General features: G+C 41.5%; 16 protein-coding genes. 3 read left to right on the top strand and 13 right to left on the bottom strand.

The window, feature by feature from the left end:
• Positions 1 to 18: 18 nt before the first annotated feature.
• Positions 19 to 1,158, top strand: a complete 1,140-nt coding sequence (locus CSV60_RS05465) for a zinc-dependent alcohol dehydrogenase (RefSeq protein WP_099632341.1) — start codon at positions 19 to 21, stop codon at positions 1,156 to 1,158.
• Positions 1,159 to 1,370: 212 nt separating this feature from the next.
• Here CSV60_RS05465 and CSV60_RS05460 read toward each other — a convergent pair whose 3' ends face one another.
• From CSV60_RS05460 to CSV60_RS05450, 3 genes are all read right to left on the bottom strand, one after another.
• The gene (locus tag CSV60_RS05460) at positions 1,371 to 1,628 is read right to left on the bottom strand and encodes a helix-turn-helix domain-containing protein (protein ID WP_099636246.1); all 258 of its coding nucleotides are present in this window, start codon (positions 1,626 to 1,628) and stop codon (positions 1,371 to 1,373) included.
• A 640-nt stretch (positions 1,629 to 2,268) separates the two neighbouring features.
• Positions 2,269 to 2,850 (bottom strand): uracil-DNA glycosylase, encoded by a 582-nt coding sequence (locus tag CSV60_RS05455; protein ID WP_099636245.1) that lies wholly within the window; start codon positions 2,848 to 2,850, stop codon positions 2,269 to 2,271.
• A gap of 562 nt (positions 2,851 to 3,412) precedes the next feature.
• Positions 3,413 to 3,736: a PD-(D/E)XK nuclease family transposase gene (locus tag CSV60_RS05450; protein ID WP_099636244.1), complete on the bottom strand. Its 324-nt coding sequence runs from the start codon at positions 3,734 to 3,736 to the stop codon at positions 3,413 to 3,415.
• 185 nt (positions 3,737 to 3,921) lie between these two features.
• Here CSV60_RS05450 and CSV60_RS05445 point away from each other — a divergent pair, with 185 nt between their 5' ends.
• On the top strand, positions 3,922 to 4,347 hold the full coding sequence (locus CSV60_RS05445; protein ID WP_099632268.1) for an SRPBCC family protein: 426 nt from the start codon (positions 3,922 to 3,924) through the stop codon (positions 4,345 to 4,347).
• Positions 4,348 to 4,494: 147 nt separating this feature from the next.
• Here the strand turns inward: CSV60_RS05445 and CSV60_RS05440 are convergent, their stop codons facing one another.
• From CSV60_RS05440 to CSV60_RS05410, 7 genes are all read right to left on the bottom strand, one after another.
• On the bottom strand, positions 4,495 to 4,944 hold the full coding sequence (locus CSV60_RS05440; protein WP_099636243.1) for an SgcJ/EcaC family oxidoreductase: 450 nt from the start codon (positions 4,942 to 4,944) through the stop codon (positions 4,495 to 4,497).
• Between the two features lie 38 nt (positions 4,945 to 4,982).
• The gene (locus tag CSV60_RS05435) at positions 4,983 to 5,189 is read right to left on the bottom strand and encodes an ATPase (RefSeq protein WP_099632266.1); all 207 of its coding nucleotides are present in this window, start codon (positions 5,187 to 5,189) and stop codon (positions 4,983 to 4,985) included.
• 362 nt (positions 5,190 to 5,551) lie between these two features.
• Positions 5,552 to 7,162 (bottom strand): catalase, encoded by a 1,611-nt coding sequence (locus CSV60_RS05430; protein ID WP_099636393.1) that lies wholly within the window; start codon positions 7,160 to 7,162, stop codon positions 5,552 to 5,554.
• Between the two features lie 337 nt (positions 7,163 to 7,499).
• A complete protein-coding gene (locus CSV60_RS05425; RefSeq protein WP_099636392.1) occupies positions 7,500 to 8,225 on the bottom strand; it encodes an amino acid ABC transporter ATP-binding protein in 726 nt (241 codons plus the stop codon).
• 14 nt (positions 8,226 to 8,239) lie between these two features.
• On the bottom strand, positions 8,240 to 8,905 hold the full coding sequence (locus CSV60_RS05420; RefSeq protein WP_099632580.1) for an amino acid ABC transporter permease: 666 nt from the start codon (positions 8,903 to 8,905) through the stop codon (positions 8,240 to 8,242).
• Positions 8,906 to 8,943: 38 nt separating this feature from the next.
• Positions 8,944 to 9,768, bottom strand: a complete 825-nt coding sequence (locus tag CSV60_RS05415) for a transporter substrate-binding domain-containing protein (protein ID WP_099636242.1) — start codon at positions 9,766 to 9,768, stop codon at positions 8,944 to 8,946.
• A gap of 376 nt (positions 9,769 to 10,144) precedes the next feature.
• Positions 10,145 to 10,651 carry a YkvA family protein gene (locus CSV60_RS05410; RefSeq protein ID WP_233189542.1) on the bottom strand — a complete coding sequence of 169 codons (507 nt, stop codon included), beginning with the start codon at positions 10,649 to 10,651 and terminating at the stop codon, positions 10,145 to 10,147.
• A gap of 296 nt (positions 10,652 to 10,947) precedes the next feature.
• Between CSV60_RS05410 and CSV60_RS05405 the strand changes: the two genes are divergently transcribed.
• Positions 10,948 to 11,787 (top strand): pyridoxamine kinase, encoded by an 840-nt coding sequence (locus CSV60_RS05405; RefSeq protein ID WP_099636240.1) that lies wholly within the window; start codon positions 10,948 to 10,950, stop codon positions 11,785 to 11,787.
• A gap of 79 nt (positions 11,788 to 11,866) precedes the next feature.
• Here the strand turns inward: CSV60_RS05405 and CSV60_RS05400 are convergent, their stop codons facing one another.
• The 3 genes from CSV60_RS05400 to CSV60_RS05390 form a co-directional block, all read right to left on the bottom strand.
• On the bottom strand, positions 11,867 to 13,123 hold the full coding sequence (locus CSV60_RS05400) for a YeeE/YedE family protein (RefSeq protein ID WP_099636239.1): 1,257 nt from the start codon (positions 13,121 to 13,123) through the stop codon (positions 11,867 to 11,869).
• 155 nt (positions 13,124 to 13,278) lie between these two features.
• Complete coding sequence (locus tag CSV60_RS05395; RefSeq protein WP_099632584.1) at positions 13,279 to 14,742, bottom strand: MDR family MFS transporter; 1,464 nt, start codon at positions 14,740 to 14,742, stop codon at positions 13,279 to 13,281.
• Positions 14,743 to 14,871: 129 nt separating this feature from the next.
• A partial coding sequence (locus tag CSV60_RS05390) for a conserved phage C-terminal domain-containing protein (protein WP_199175240.1) occupies positions 14,872 to 15,417 on the bottom strand: 546 nt, incomplete at its 5' end.

The raw sequence follows: 15,417 nt of genomic DNA, 5'->3' as shown, positions 1-15,417 counted from the left end.
AGGAGAGGATTGCATATGATGAGAGCGGTTACGTATCAAGGCGCGAAAGATATTAAAGTGAAAAAGGTAGACGCCCCACGTATTGAAAAGCCGGATGATATCATCGTCAAAATTACTTCTACAGCCATTTGCGGGTCGGATTTGCATATTTATACGGGGGCATTGCCGGCTCATAAAGACTACGTAATTGGGCATGAGCCTATGGGTATTGTCGTAGAAACTGGAGCCGAAGTGACGAAAGTAAAGAAAGGCGACCGTGTCATCATCCCCTTTAATGTCTCATGCGGCGAATGTTTCTTTTGTCAGCATGAATTAGAAAGCCAGTGTGACAATTCGAACCCGAACCCCGAAGTGGACACAGGCGGTTATTTCGGTTTTACCGAGCGCTACGGGAATTATCCAGGCGGTCAAGCCGAGTATTTACGCGTACCATACGGAAACTTCATTCCGTTTGTCATTCCTGAAAGCTGTGAACTGCCGGATGAATCCTTGTTGTTTCTATCCGATATTCTTCCAACAGCTTACTGGAGTGTGGAGCATGCAGGTGTAAAAAAGGGAGACACCGTTATTGTCCTAGGCTCCGGGCCTGTCGGATTATTGACGCAGAAATTCGCCTGGATGAAAGGGGCGGAACGGGTCATCGCAATCGATCATGTCCCCTACCGACTGCAGCACGCGAAGAATACGAATAACGTGGAAATATTTAATTTTGATGAAGTAGATGGAATTGGGCAACAAATGAAAGAGTTGACAAAAGGCGGTGCAGACGTTGTCATTGACTGCGTCGGAATGGATGGGAAGAAAAACATTCTCGAGAAAGTTGGACAGAAAATGAAAGTTCAGGGCGGTACACTGAGCGCCATCGAAATTGCCTATCAGTCTGTCCGGAAATTCGGCACGATTCAGCTGACGGGTGTATATGGATCGCTTTACAATATGTTCCCGCTTGGTTTCATATTTGAACGCAATGTCAATATGCGAATGGGTCAAGCACCGGTAGTGCATTATATGCCGATGCTGTTCGACAAAATCACGAATGGAGAAATCGATCCAACCGATATCATCACCCATATCTTGCCGCTTGAAGACGCTTCGAAGGCATATGATACATTTTATCAACACGAGGATGAATGCATCAAGGTCATCTTGAAACCATAAGACCAGTAGAACCCGTTTACCGAATACTATCGGGGAACGGGTTTTTTTAAAAAAGCGATACCCTACCCCTGCTTATCTGAATATAATGATGATTACTTTAAAATATAGGCACTTTCCACAAATGTTTGAAAGGATGTGATCGACGATAGATCAACATACACAAGCGATATGCGCATGTTCAGTTGATCACTTTCAAGCAAAATGATTCTAGATTAATCTCTATCATTCGAAAAAGCATATATTTTTTTCACGGTTTCATTCGGCATATAACCTGCTAAATCCAGCAGTTCCTCTACATCTGTTTCTAGTTCTTCTGCCAATGTACAAACTACTTCACGTGTAGGCATATATATGCCTTTTTCCAAAGAATCAATGAAGGAGTAGCTGAGGTTCACGCGCTCCGCTAAATAACGTAAAGACATCTGTGCTTGTTTGCGTAATAAGTGCAAGTGTTTTCCAAAATCGTTCAAATAAATCGCCGCCTTATCTAATGATAAATTATGTAAAAAAACATCTGTAATTCTTATATATCCTTCATAATAATAAGTGAAATAACTTTCAGTCTAACAGTATAGTACAAAAGACTTTGATTACTAACATCTAACAAAAATACAATTAACATAATGTGAATAAATGCATTTTATTGAGTACAAAGCAACAAGGATAAGTGATCGAACCTAAACATAATTAACTGTAAATTCAATATACACGATTTTTACTCAGAATACTATTAGCGATATCCCTAATTGTCATTTCCAATACTCATCCTATCCGTCTTATTTATTAGTGAATGAAAACAGTTTATATCGCGGAAGTTTCAGGATTTGTGTCATACAGCTTTTACCTATACATTGAAAAGGCGCCTACTCCCCATCCTGCGCTGGGGTCATGAGTAGACATCTTTTCCATTTATATGTTGGGAGGTATTTTTCACTAGACATCTGCTAAGTGATCTTTTTCTGATTGATTTTCTCCCTATCGACTGTCATCACGCCTTCATTCGTCAATTCCAAAAAGTTACACAATGTAAAGTAGTAAAACAATTAGTAGAACAAACAGAAATTAGCCGGCAACGGGACGGACAGAGTATTTGGCGATTAGAAATAAACACTATACTCTGTTCAACTCAAGAAATGCCCTCGCTACAAACGATAAATCTTCCTCAAACATCGGCGCGAGATTTGGACGACGTCTTACTGCAAGGGGATGATACGCAACTGCAGTTTTAAATCCCCTCACTTCATGCCATTCTCCACGCAAGCCTTTGACATCCACTTCAGGATTTTGAAAAAATGATTGAACTGCTACATTGCCTAAACAGACGACAAGGGAAGGTTGTTGTTGTTCTAATTGAGCTTCGAGATGATGAATGCAAACTGATCGCACTCTCTCTTTGTCATATTTACGAAGGGGCCGTCGTTTCAGAATATATGTCACGTACAGCAACTCTTCCTCTAAACCCACAGTTGATAAGGTCTGTCTTAAAGTTTGGCGCGTTCCGCAAACCATTCGATTCCCTTCACGATCTTCTAGTGCGCCTGGATTATCAAGAATGATCATGATCGACGCTTTCGGATTTCCTTCTCCCCAAACCATACGAGAACCTTGGTTATATAGCCCACACTCTTGGCAAGCTTGCTGACTTTTTGGTGTCGGATCTTCCCGCCAACTTTCTGAACAACTAGAATTCATCTTATTCACGCTCCTAGGTTTTCAGCATTCCCTTTCTACATGCATACATACCTTGATTCATTGACATGTCCAGTCATTGGGAATGCACGTTGGATAGAACGTTGTCGTGCGGAGCGTTTGATGAAAATCTTCCTATTGCAGGGATGACAGAGGAAGATGATTCACCCTACCTACACATTTTTCTGGAACGACCTCTATGAACTGTACTTCTGACATTGACTTACCATTTTTGTGTCCAGGATATTGACATAAATCCAATACCGCGAATAATTTCAAATTACTTGAAATCATTTATACAAACTAAAAAGAGATCTACACCCAACCTTTTAAAGATCAAGAGTAGACGTCTTTTCAATTTACAACACATCATAACGCGTTTTATTGCATTTCTAATTCCGCTTTCAACTCTTGTACGCGCTCTGACGATAACTCCGTTGTTTCAGCCACGATTTCATCATCTAGTTTTTTCAGTAGAAGATTACGTGCTATATGTTCTTTTTCACCTATTTTCCCCTTCTCTATTACCTTTTCTATCCCTTCCTAGCCTTCTCTTCTCTACTCGCTACTTCGCTTCATTTACCGCTGCTTCCTGATCTAGAACTTGTTTTAAGCGAACTTCATAGGCAAATCGTCCGTCTGAATCCAAACTCATTTCATTCCAACTTGTAAATGCCTCTTGCAAATGTTTGTCAGTCATCGCAATCGCCTCCAGTTCTTTGTAGATATCTTCATATATATGTTGTTTTCTTTGGTCTACGATACTTAACAGAAGCAACCAGCGAACCAATACATCATTCCACGGATCCAGCTTTTCATCATACCAATGTGCAAGTAGCTTAGGTATTTCAATGAATAAGAGGTACTGGGTCCTGTAACGATTGATCATCGTTTGGTGGACCTGGCACCTTATATTTATCATCGCGATGTTCCTAACATCTTCTGTAAAGCGTTTACACACAGTACAACGTAAAATCAAGACTTATTTGGGATAAATGAAAACTGTTGGCATCACACTTATGATGGTATACTATATGACATCTAGAAGTGTTAACTAAATGGGAGGTATGCATGATGAATTCACAGGAGAAATTAGAAGATATCCGTAAAACCGTTAGACTTACTGCACCGCTAGAAAAAGTATGGCAAGCTGTTTCTACGTCAGAAGGTATGGCGGCGTGGTGGATGCCAAATTCCCTTCAACCAATTGAAGGTCAAGAATTTGTACTTCATACAGGGCAATACGGGGACTCCCTTTGCAAAGTAACAGAACTTGATCCACCTACCCGTTTGGGCTTTGATTGGGGTAAAGATTGGCATGTTTTCATTGAATTAAAGAAGTTGAGCGATGAGGAAACGGAGCTTACATTAATACATGCTGGCTGGGATGCAAATAAAGTAACTGAATTTGAACAACCACACGCAGTCATTCGCGGATTTATGGACAGTGGTTGGGAACGGATTGTCAAAGAGAAACTTCCTACCGTACTACAGGGGTAAGTGTTGCGAATCCATCTAAGCAAGCTAGAAGGTCGGACGTGAAAACCGGTATATGCTTAATCCAGAACTATTGAAAGAAACCTACTATTCGCCATAAGTGGAACCGAGAGTATGAAATGTACATCTCTCGGTTCTTTTATTTTATAGCTATTTAATCAATTGCCTTAACTCATCTGTCATTTGTTCAACTAACTCTGGTCTCCCATGAAATTGTGCGGGAGTATTTTGGAAGAGCTCAATTAGCCAATTGCCATCTTTGTTTACTGCAACTAGAATTTGTTGGGCATTTAGTGTGGGCTCAATATCTGTTTTTCCAGGAGGAATCATACCTGCAATGGCTTGCACGATTGCCGTATCAGTTCCTATTGCACGAACATCCTGAACTTTAGTTACAAAAGGGGCAGTGGGATGGTTTTCAAAGATCGATGCGAGGTGCGATAAGATCTCCTCCCGTCCAATCAGCTTACTTCCATCAAAACCAATTTGAATTCCAGATCCCGTGAATAATTCGGCCATTCCTTTTGCATCACGTTTGTTCCACGCTTCTATCAGCCTCCGATAAAGACTAGTGACTTCATCTACTTTAAAGATATTCATGCAGTACGCTCCCCTCTGTATAGAAGATCTTCCCCTTGTTAATTGGCACGTGCTCTCCACTTAATTATACGTTCACTTATAAACCCCATTACCATACCCACAACAATAGGAAGCAGGGAAATTTCAGTATGTGACAGTGAAAGTTTAAATAGTAGAATTTCTATATTCGCTACAAAGCCTAGTAAATATAGGAATATCATCGTTCCAAATGAAACCAGTAACGGAATCCAAAAGGAATTATTCATATCGTCACCTCCCAAGCTTTTTAATGGGCTGTACGTGATGCTTCTATCTGATCATCGTATTTCAATCCGTTATGTTGAGAATTACATTCGCTTTGTTTTCTCATGCTTCGTAATATAAAGTATATCATTTTTCTAGCAAACTTTCTAACTACTCTGTTATTAAGATATGAGGCTCAGCGTATAACTGAAGCCGAAATCAGCAAAATTGAAAGGTTCATAGTGATCGAACAAGTGGATAGGAGATGGGCCATTTATAAAACACCTATATACGGCAGAAACGCTTTTACATCCACTATAGCGTTTGCTGCCTATATAGGTGCTATTTTTTCTGTATCTAGTGAATTAAGGGTTTAGCCAGTTCATCAATAAGGCTCTGCTTCATGGCCTTTTTCCGCTGCGTCTTTCACAGCCTGTTTAGAATCAGGCGTGCCTTGGCCAAATTTCGATTGACCAGCTTCACGACCCGGGACGTTAGGTTCTGCCGCCACTCCTTCTAGCTCTTTCATTTTTCGTTCAATACCCTCTTCAACAAGACGCCCGTATTCAAAATCCGCTTGCGTGAAGTGGTCGATCATCGCTTTTTGTATGCGTACACCACACACGGCTAGCGCTTCTGAAAGGTTCTTGATTAATTCCTCTCGTTCCCATTTCTCAAACTGTCGGAACGTCTCGCCTGCCTGACCATAATTATCGGGTCGATCAATCGGTGCGCTCATCGCCGCTGCATTATACGTAGGTCTATGCGGAGGCCGGCTTTCTCCTTTTGCTTCTTGAAATCCACCGAGCATAGATGGTTCATAATTGATATGCGGATTTTCTCCCGACTCGTAGGCGTCACGATTATCCATTTGACCCCGTTGCTGGTTTGTCCGAACTTCTTTTTTTGGCGCATTTACAGGTAACTGGAGATAATTCGTACCAATACGATAACGTTGTGTATCGGAATACGAAAATGTACGGCCTTGAAGCATTTTGTCATCTGAAAAATCCATTCCATCTACAAGCACTCCAGTTCCAAAAGCCGCTTGCTCTATATCCATATGGAAATCATCGGGGTTCCGATCCAATACCATTTTCCCTACAGGCAACCAAGGAAACTGTTCTTCGGGCCAAAGCTTTGTATCATCAAGCGGATCAAAATCCAGTTCTGGGTGGTATCCATCTTCCATAATTTGCACGAAAAGCTCCCATTCAGGATACTCTTTACGTTCAATGGCTTCAGATAAATCTTGCGTCGCATGGGCAACATTTTTTGCCTGAATGGCATCGGCATCTTCCTGCGTTAAATTACGGATGCCTTGCTTTGGCTCCCAATGATACTTTACTAGAACCGCTTCTCCCTTGCCATTAACCCATTTGTATGTATTCACACCAGAGCCTTGCATGTGACGATACGTTGCGGGAATTCCCCATGGCGAGAACAAAAACGTGATCATATGAATGGATTCTGGCGACCTAGAGACAAAGTCAAACATGCGTTGTGGATGCGGTATATTTGAAGCAGGATCCGCTTTGAATGCGTGAATCATATCAGGAAACTTCATAGCATCTCGAATGAAAAATATTTTCAAATTATTCCCTACTAAATCCCAGTTACCATCTTCTGTATACATCTTAACCGCAAACCCTCGTGGATCTCGTGCAGTCTCAGGCGAATCTTTAGCTCCAGCTACAGTGGAAAAACGCGCGACAAGAGGCGTTCTTTTTCCAGCACCCGAAAACACTTTGGCACGTGTGTACTTTTCAACGGGTTCATTGCCCACTTTCCCATATGTTTCAAAATAGCCAAACGCACCCGATCCTCTTGCATGGACCACTCGTTCAGGTATTTCCTCGCGATCAAAATGAGAGATTTTTTCAATGAAATGATAATTCTCAAGCGTAGCAGGGCCACGGTCGCCAATTGTCCTGATATTTTGATTATCCTGTACAGGATGACCTTGGCGCGTCGTTAGAATTTCCCGATCTTCCATTTGAGATTCGTTCTGTTTATGTTTTTTCTTTTCCACGATAATCCTCCTCGACAAAGTGCATTCCATTTCTATCGACAGTATGACCACAACAAAGAAAAGATAAACACGTATAGTGCGACGGGAATTCGGTTCAATTGCTATGATAGGAGTGAAGTATAGCGAGTTTCTTCTGTATGTTGGAATTTCAATGTTTCCCGGGAAATTCCATATGTACGGAATGGATGGGAGCAGAAAAAATAGTGGATCCAAAAACAGAGGCACCAGGGCACAGAACACTTTACAAATGTTCGGTGACCTAGTACCTCTTGTTCACTTTGAATGGAAACTTTTTCCGTTCCTATACGTCTACCATTTCCAGAAATTGTAGTGTACGTTCATTTGTTGAACGATTGAAAAATGTATCGGGATCAGAATCCTCAATGATGACTCCTTCGTCTAACATAATCACTCGGTCTGCCACGTTTTTTGCAAACTTCATTTCGTGTGTCACAACAATCATCGTCATTCCTTCCTCTGCTAAGTTTTGCATGACTTGCAACACTTCCCCAACCAGTTCGGGGTCTAAAGCGGAGGTCGGTTCGTCGAATAACAATACTTTTGGTTGCATGGCAAGTGCTCGAGCGATTGCCACGCGTTGTTTTTGACCACCTGATAATTTATTCGGATAGACTCCGGCTTTTTCGGATAATCCAACCTTTTGCAATATCTCGTGTGCCATCTTCTTCACTTGGACTTTGTCCATTTTTTTGACCATCAAAGGCGCTTCCATTACATTCTCTAAAACCGTTTTGTGTGGGAATAAATTAAAGTGTTGAAATACCATTCCAACTTCCGCACGAATCTTGGCTAAGTTGTCTTTCTTTTGATTTACTTGCTTTCCATCAATCGTAATAACGCCTTCGTTCGTCAATTCCAAAAAATTTAAACACCGTAAAAAAGTACTTTTTCCCGATCCACTGACCCCTATGAGAACGACTACTTCTCCACGGCGCACTTCCATATCAATACCATTCAACACGTTCAAATCTCCAAATGATTTATGAATATTTTCTGCTTTAATCATCGTATCCGCCCCCATTATTTATCCACATCCAATTTGTTCTCATACCATTTTAATAGAGCACTGAAAATTAGAACGAGAATGAGATAATAAAGACCTACTACGAGAAACGTTTCAAATTGTTTGAAATTGGATGCGGCTACTCGATTGGCCAAACCAAATAATTCAGATACACCAATCACATAGACTAAAGATGAATCTTTCAACGTAATGATGAATTGGTTGCCGAGTGGTGGAATCGCACGTCGTAAAGCTTGCGGGAATACGATCCTTCTCATTGTCAATGAACTATTCATCCCCAGTGCAAGACTGGCCTCTCGTTGACCTTTGTCAATTCCTTGTATAGATCCACGGAAAATTTCCGCAATATATGCACCGTTATGGACTCCTAAAGCAATCGCACCTGCCCAAAAGTTATCTAACACGATGATCGATGTGATACCGAAGTATAGAAACATAATCTGAACGATTAACGGTGTCCCTCGAATTAGCGTAATATACAAATTAGCAATCGTCTGCAATACTTTTGAATTTGAAATCTTCATCAGTGCGAAAATGACACCTAACACCGTGCCGATTACGATTGCAATGGCCGTGATTTCGATTGTTAATAGACCTGCTTGTAAAAATCCTTTGTACGTATTTTTGAATACGTCATAAAATGTTAGTAAGAACTCAGGCACCGGCACACCAACTTTCTAAAAATAGATAGAGGTTATCTTTATTCCAATAATTCTACGCCTTCTAAATCAATATCAAGTAAATTGCGACCGAACCATTTATCTGAGATTTTCTCATACGTCCCATCGTCAATCATTTCTTGTAATGCCACATCCAGCGCTTTTGTTAATTCAGGATTTTCTTTATTTACGGCGATGGAAGGTTGTTCTACCCACATCGGCTTGTCGACCTCTTTGACTTCAAATCCATTATCGATCGCTTCATACCCAACGATATCCGCTGTAATGACTGCATCTAAGCGACCTTTAACCGTTAAATCTTTTAATGCTACTACATCACTGCTGTAATACTGAATATTATCCGATAATTCTTTTGCAGGCTCTTCATATGTAGACTGAGCCACTACGCCAATTTTCTTTCCGTCCAAATCTTCCGGAGATGTAATTTCGTCGTTATTCTTTGCAACGAAAATCATTCCTCCTGAATAATAGTAAGGCTCGGTGAAGTCCGCTTGCTTTGCCCGTTCTTTTGTATAAGCCATAGAACCAATAATTGCGTCAAACTTATTTCCCACTAGACCTTGTAAAATCGTTTCGAATGGATTTGTCACGGGGTTCGCTTCAAGTCCCATTTTCTCCGCAAGCGCATTTCCGATCTCTATATCAAAGCCCGTAAGTTTACCGTCTTCTTCAAAACTAAACGGTTTATACACTCCACTTGCGGCGAAAGTGAATTTTCCTTCATTAACTAATTTATAGCCTTGATCGCCAGTACTTCCTGACGTCTTCTCGTCTTCTTTACCACAAGCAGCCAGTACGAATACCGATGTAGCTAGTAGTACAATCATCATGATAAATTTCCTCATTTTCCAACACTCCCTTTTTAGATAGCCATATCGCTAATTTTCACACTTCACTACTCTTACACTTGAAACCGCTTACAATGAAGGTCGGTTGGTATGATAGAATAATTCTTTTATTTTCCCTCTCCTTTCCATCGCGACCCATTACCTTCTATACTCCAATAGAAATTACCGTATAACCGAAATGAATTTCCAATCCCTAACACGCTTTCACCACTTTCTAACTAGCAAGTTATTTACTATTAAACCATGATACCATAGAAAAGCGTATAATTAATTTAATATTCTTTCTATATTTACTAATTTGAGATGATGTAACTGGATTCAATGTGTGGGCGGTACACTAATAAAGCTACGGGAATAAACGCCCAAAAAGCACTTAATCGTTTGTGTTGATCCTATCATTTTTATTCCCTTTCTTCAGGGCCTTGATATTTTCCTTAACTTTCTTATTCTCGTTTTTCATCTCCTTCTTCTCTCTCCTATCTTGTAACTTCTTTTCCATTTCATCATCCAACGACTCAGTATCTTTTACAACATTTTCACCAAACCAGTCAATTACCTTAATTTTTGCTAGCTGTTTTGTTTCTGCGTCAATATATGTAGCCACCACTAGCAAAGCCCCCACGACGATCGCCAAATCATCGGAATACCCAACGACAGGTGTGAAATCTGGTATAACGTCTAACGGTAGGATGAAATAGCCTAAAGCGCCTAAAATAGTAGATTTTACTTTCTTCGGAACTGTTGGTTTTTTAAAAGTATAGAACAGTAATAGCGTCCCATACGTTAACTTAACACCCGCTTGTTTACCGAAATTAAGAATTTTATCCCAAAACTTTTTTTCGGAAAAATGCTTAGAATAGTCTTCATTATGATGAACCAAGATATTAACTACCTTCTTTTGTATTCTAGTTTTGTATAGCATGAACTTTTCATTCTCTCGCAACCTCTGGAACTCAACACGTTGGGTTGGTCTACGTCATATGTATACCCCCCAAACTAGAAATTATAACCCATGATTATAGATAAAAATTCTACTTGAAACACTTGTTGAAAATCTCTCGTTTTCCTACATAATGATAGCTCACTAAATAATCCATACTAGTTCTTATACAACAATCTACTGCATTCTTTATGCTATGATACGTATAATACATAGCGATTTACGGAGGAATCCCCATGAAAAAAGTTGCAATTATTCAAGATTTATCTTCATTCGGTAAATGCTCACTCACTGCCGCGATTCCTGTGCTTTCCGTGATGGGCATGCAAGCATGCCCATTGCCTACTGCGGTTTTGTCTGCACAAACGGGATATCCAAGCTATTACTGTCATGATCTAACGACCGCCATGCCGCTCTATACGGAGGAGTGGAAGAAGCTTCATGTCTCCTTTGACGGTATTCATACCGGATATATTACGGGCAAAGAACAAATCCGCCAGATCCTCACATTTCTTGAGAGTTTTTATACGGAACGTACGCTACTACTCGTTGATCCGGTACTGGGTGATAATGGAATAGCGTATGATAATTTTGACGAAGAACTTCTTGAACAAATGAAAGTGCTGGTCGCGCGTGCGGATATTATTACACCGAACCTAACCGAATGCTGTTTGTTGACCGATTATAGTTATGACACATTGCACCGCTGCATAGATGAACAAGATTACCTGAAGATCGTAGAGGATTTAGGTAAGCTACTTCACCAAGCAACCGGCGCTGAAATTATCATTACAGGCATACAGCCACCCAGTCGGCAATTTACTATTGGCAATATGTATATTAACGACACGGACACACTTTTCACTACGGTGCCGTTCAATAATAAAAGCTATTCAGGCACTGGCGATTTATTTGCATCGGTCCTAATGGGTAGCCGACTTCGCGGCGTGGGCATGGAACAGGCTATCACGCTTGCCAAAGAATTCTTGCTCGCTGCCATAGAAGATACAGCGTTAGACGATACGCCGTTAGAGGCAGGAGTGAATTTTGAGAAGTATTTGCGGATGTTGTTGTGAAGAGTACATACTAAAAAGCACCAGAACCACGTTTTCGTGGACCCGGTGCTTTTTTACGAATTTTATTGTTTCAATTTCTTTAGCACACAGAATCATTGGATTTCGGTACGGTTAATCCAAACAAAGGACGCAGATACAATGCCAAGAACGTTCCGGCTAATGCGAGAATACCCCAAATATAGCCATGCAAGCTAAATGAGGCAATGCCACCGAAGTAGGCTCCGATATTACAACCGAATGCAAGACGTGCGCCATAGCCCATCATCAGACCGCCTATGACGGAAGCTGCAAAATTACCTACTGTCACGCGTGTGAATTTGAATAAACCGCCAGCTGCTGAAGCGATGAATGCACCAATAATCACTCCAAGATTTAATACAGTAGTAGAATCAGTGAAAATGGATGCTTCTAACGCGGCTGCGTTGGCCCCTTGCCAATACCCCCAGCTCGCTACATCAAAGCCGATTACAGAAGCAATTTTAGAGCCCCATAACGCAAATGCAGAAGTAATGCCCCAAGGCGTTCCACGCGTCAGTAACGTTAACGCGTTTAGCACCGCTAATACAATCGCGGCTGCAAACAATGGCCAAGATCCACGGAAAATCCGTTTCCATCCTCTTTCAGTAGGGAGAACTGCCATTTTCGGCGCTTTTTTCTTTTTCTCGATAATCAACGTCAACCACGCAATGAATCCAAATAACGCAATCGACACAAGCCAAGCGCCACCATATCCTAAACCAGTGGAAGTAGCCAATGAAACCGGAGCGAATGCAGGCATTTCTTCCGTCCAGAATGGTAAATGGTATGCACCAATTGTTGTACCGATGATGAAGAACGCTAGCGTTACAAACATCACAGTACGTCCGCCACCTATCGCATACAGCGTACCAGAAGCACACCCGCCGCCAAGCTGCATGCCAATTCCAAAGACAAAGGCGCCTACGATGAGGCTAACGCCTACAGGGGAAACATAGCCGGCGACCGGACCGCCAAAAAATGTCGTGCCATACGCTAAAATCGGTGCAAATAATGTTACCGCTAGTGCCAGCATCAGCATATGCGATCGCATCGCTTGGCCATTTCCAACTGACGCCAAGCGTCGAAATGCAGACGTAAAGCCAAAGCGTGCATGAAAGAGAGTGAAACCAAGCAATAACCCAATGCCGAGAAGCATTGATTGGGAAATATGCTGGGTGGCTAGCAAATAAGCGAATAATACTACCGCCACAAGTACTGCACCCGCAATCAGTAGTTTTTGCGGTGGATTTAATAGAAGCTCATCTTGTTCCACAGGACTTTTCACGTCGTGGACGGCCTGTACTTTTATAGTAGTCATTCCATAACACCCTTTTCCTATTAATTTAGTTGGTATATAAACACATAGTATTATTCTCGGATTTGAAAGTCAACCAGTTTAGCTTATTGCAATACTTTTATAGGCTTGCAGACATAAAAATCCTCAACCCTATGACAAGGATTGAGGATTTTCAATTAATTACTTTCCTGTACATCTTCCCGCGGTGTAGCACGGTACACGATAAACGACAGTACAACTGCAACAAGCGACATAGCGAATGCGATAAAGTACACAAGTTCCACACCGGATACGAGAGCCAAATCAGCAGTTAATGCGTCGTCAGGCGTCGTAGATTTCTTTAGAAAGTGCAATTGTCTCGCATTCATAATACTTATAAATACCGAAACACCAATAGCCCCAGCAACCGGTTGTAACGTCGACATAACCGCCGTGCCGTGTGGATATAACCGTTTCGGTAATTGATTCAATCCATTCGTCTCAGCTGGCATCATAATCGCAGATACACTGAGCATTAGCAAAATATAACTCGTAACTACAACCCAAATGGGTGTATCGAGCGTCAATCGGCTCATCATGAACATCGTGCCACTGAGCACAATCGTAGCGGGTATCATCAGCACACGTGGTCCGAATTTATCAAATAATGACCCCATGAACGGTGACATTATACCGTTCAAGATACTGCCTGGTAGCAAGATCAAACCGGCTGTCGCTGCGCTCAGTGCGAGTGGTCCTTGCATATAAATAGGTAAAATAATTTCAGAAGCGAACATCGCCATAATAATAATCAAGAACAGGAAGACCGAGTGTGTGAACATCGGGTAACGAAACACGCGCATATCCATGACAGGCTCTTTTAACTTAAGTTGCCTCATTGCAAACAGCGCGATGCCGATCACACCGACACCGATCAACAACAATACACGTGGACTCGCAAATCCATCAGCGCTTTCACCGACCGAACTAAATCCATATACGAGAGAACCGAAACCAATCGATGAATACACCAATGAAATATAATCAATTTTTGGTTTGGTGACTTCTGTAATATTGATCAAGTATTTATAACCGAATCCAATAGAAAATAAGGCGAATGGAATGACGAGGATGAATAAATAGCGCCATCCGAGATATTCCACGATCACTCCTGATAACGTGGGCCCAATCGCTGGTGCGAACATAATGACGAGTCCAATGATTCCCATAATCTTACCACGTCTATGCGGTGGATAAATGAGTAGGAAAACGTTGAAAATGATTGGCATCAATAATCCTGTTCCCACAGCCTGAATCAGTCGACCTGTTAATAGAATCGGAAATGTCGTAGCACTCGCAGCCACGATCGTTCCTATCGTGAAGACGGTCATCGTACCGAGAAATAATTGCCTCGTCGTGAACCATTGTATCAGTAAGGCCGAGATGGGGATGACGACTGCCATGACAAGCATGAAGCCTGTAGCCATCCATTGCACGGTCGGTAATGTGATGGAAAACTGATCCATCAGTGTAATGAGTGCGATGTTCAATAATGTTTCATTCAAAATGGCGAAAAATGCACCGATGATGAGAGCCAACATAATCGGCAGTACTTTGCTATTTGGGTTATCCGCCAAGTATTCGTATTTCTGTTCTTCCATCTCAAAACCTCTTTCGTTGATCACGTGAATTCGGCAGCATAGTTACCGTTCTTTTACTCTTATCATGCTTTTTTATGGACGGTGTGTCAAACATTCAGAATCCAAAATGATGATCTTTTTTAAAAAGAGTTATTTTTCCACTACGCTCGCTAGATTACCTAAATCTTCACCCTGACTAAAATCCAGTTCAGTAGAATGCAGCACGTAGTTTTTCGTAGTTTGTATAGGTTTCGCTGGTTGTTCATTCAAATAGTTTTCAAAGTTCGTCGGGTTGAATAACGTCGACGGACGCAAGTAAGCACGGTATTCAGGATGATGATTCCACTGGGATACTTTGAGATCAATGACTTGTATAAAATCCTGTTGTGTATAGCCTTCTTTCACTCTGCCAGCGATGAACTTCTTAGTAGCTGTTGAGGTGGCTTTGAATTGCTTTCCGGTTTTCTCATTCAGATAATTAATGACAACACATGCGACGTCGAGATTCATCTCGACTTGGTCTTTATTCTTTATTTTTAAAGATTCTTTAAGTTCTTTAGTTATTGGCTTGCCCAATTCCGCCACGTGGACTTGCTCAACTTCGACAGGTGCACGTGGCGGTTCTGAGCAAGTGACTTGCTCATGTACGAACGCACTTGCAGGCAATCGAGTATAGTCGATTCGGTACCATTTCGT

The sequence above is a fragment of the Sporosarcina sp. P7 genome (genome assembly GCF_002743425.1).
Taxonomy (GTDB): Bacteria; Bacillota; Bacilli; order Bacillales_A; family Planococcaceae; genus Sporosarcina.
The sequence above is the reverse complement of the archived record's forward strand: the minus strand, read 5'-3'. Positions and strand labels throughout refer to the sequence as shown.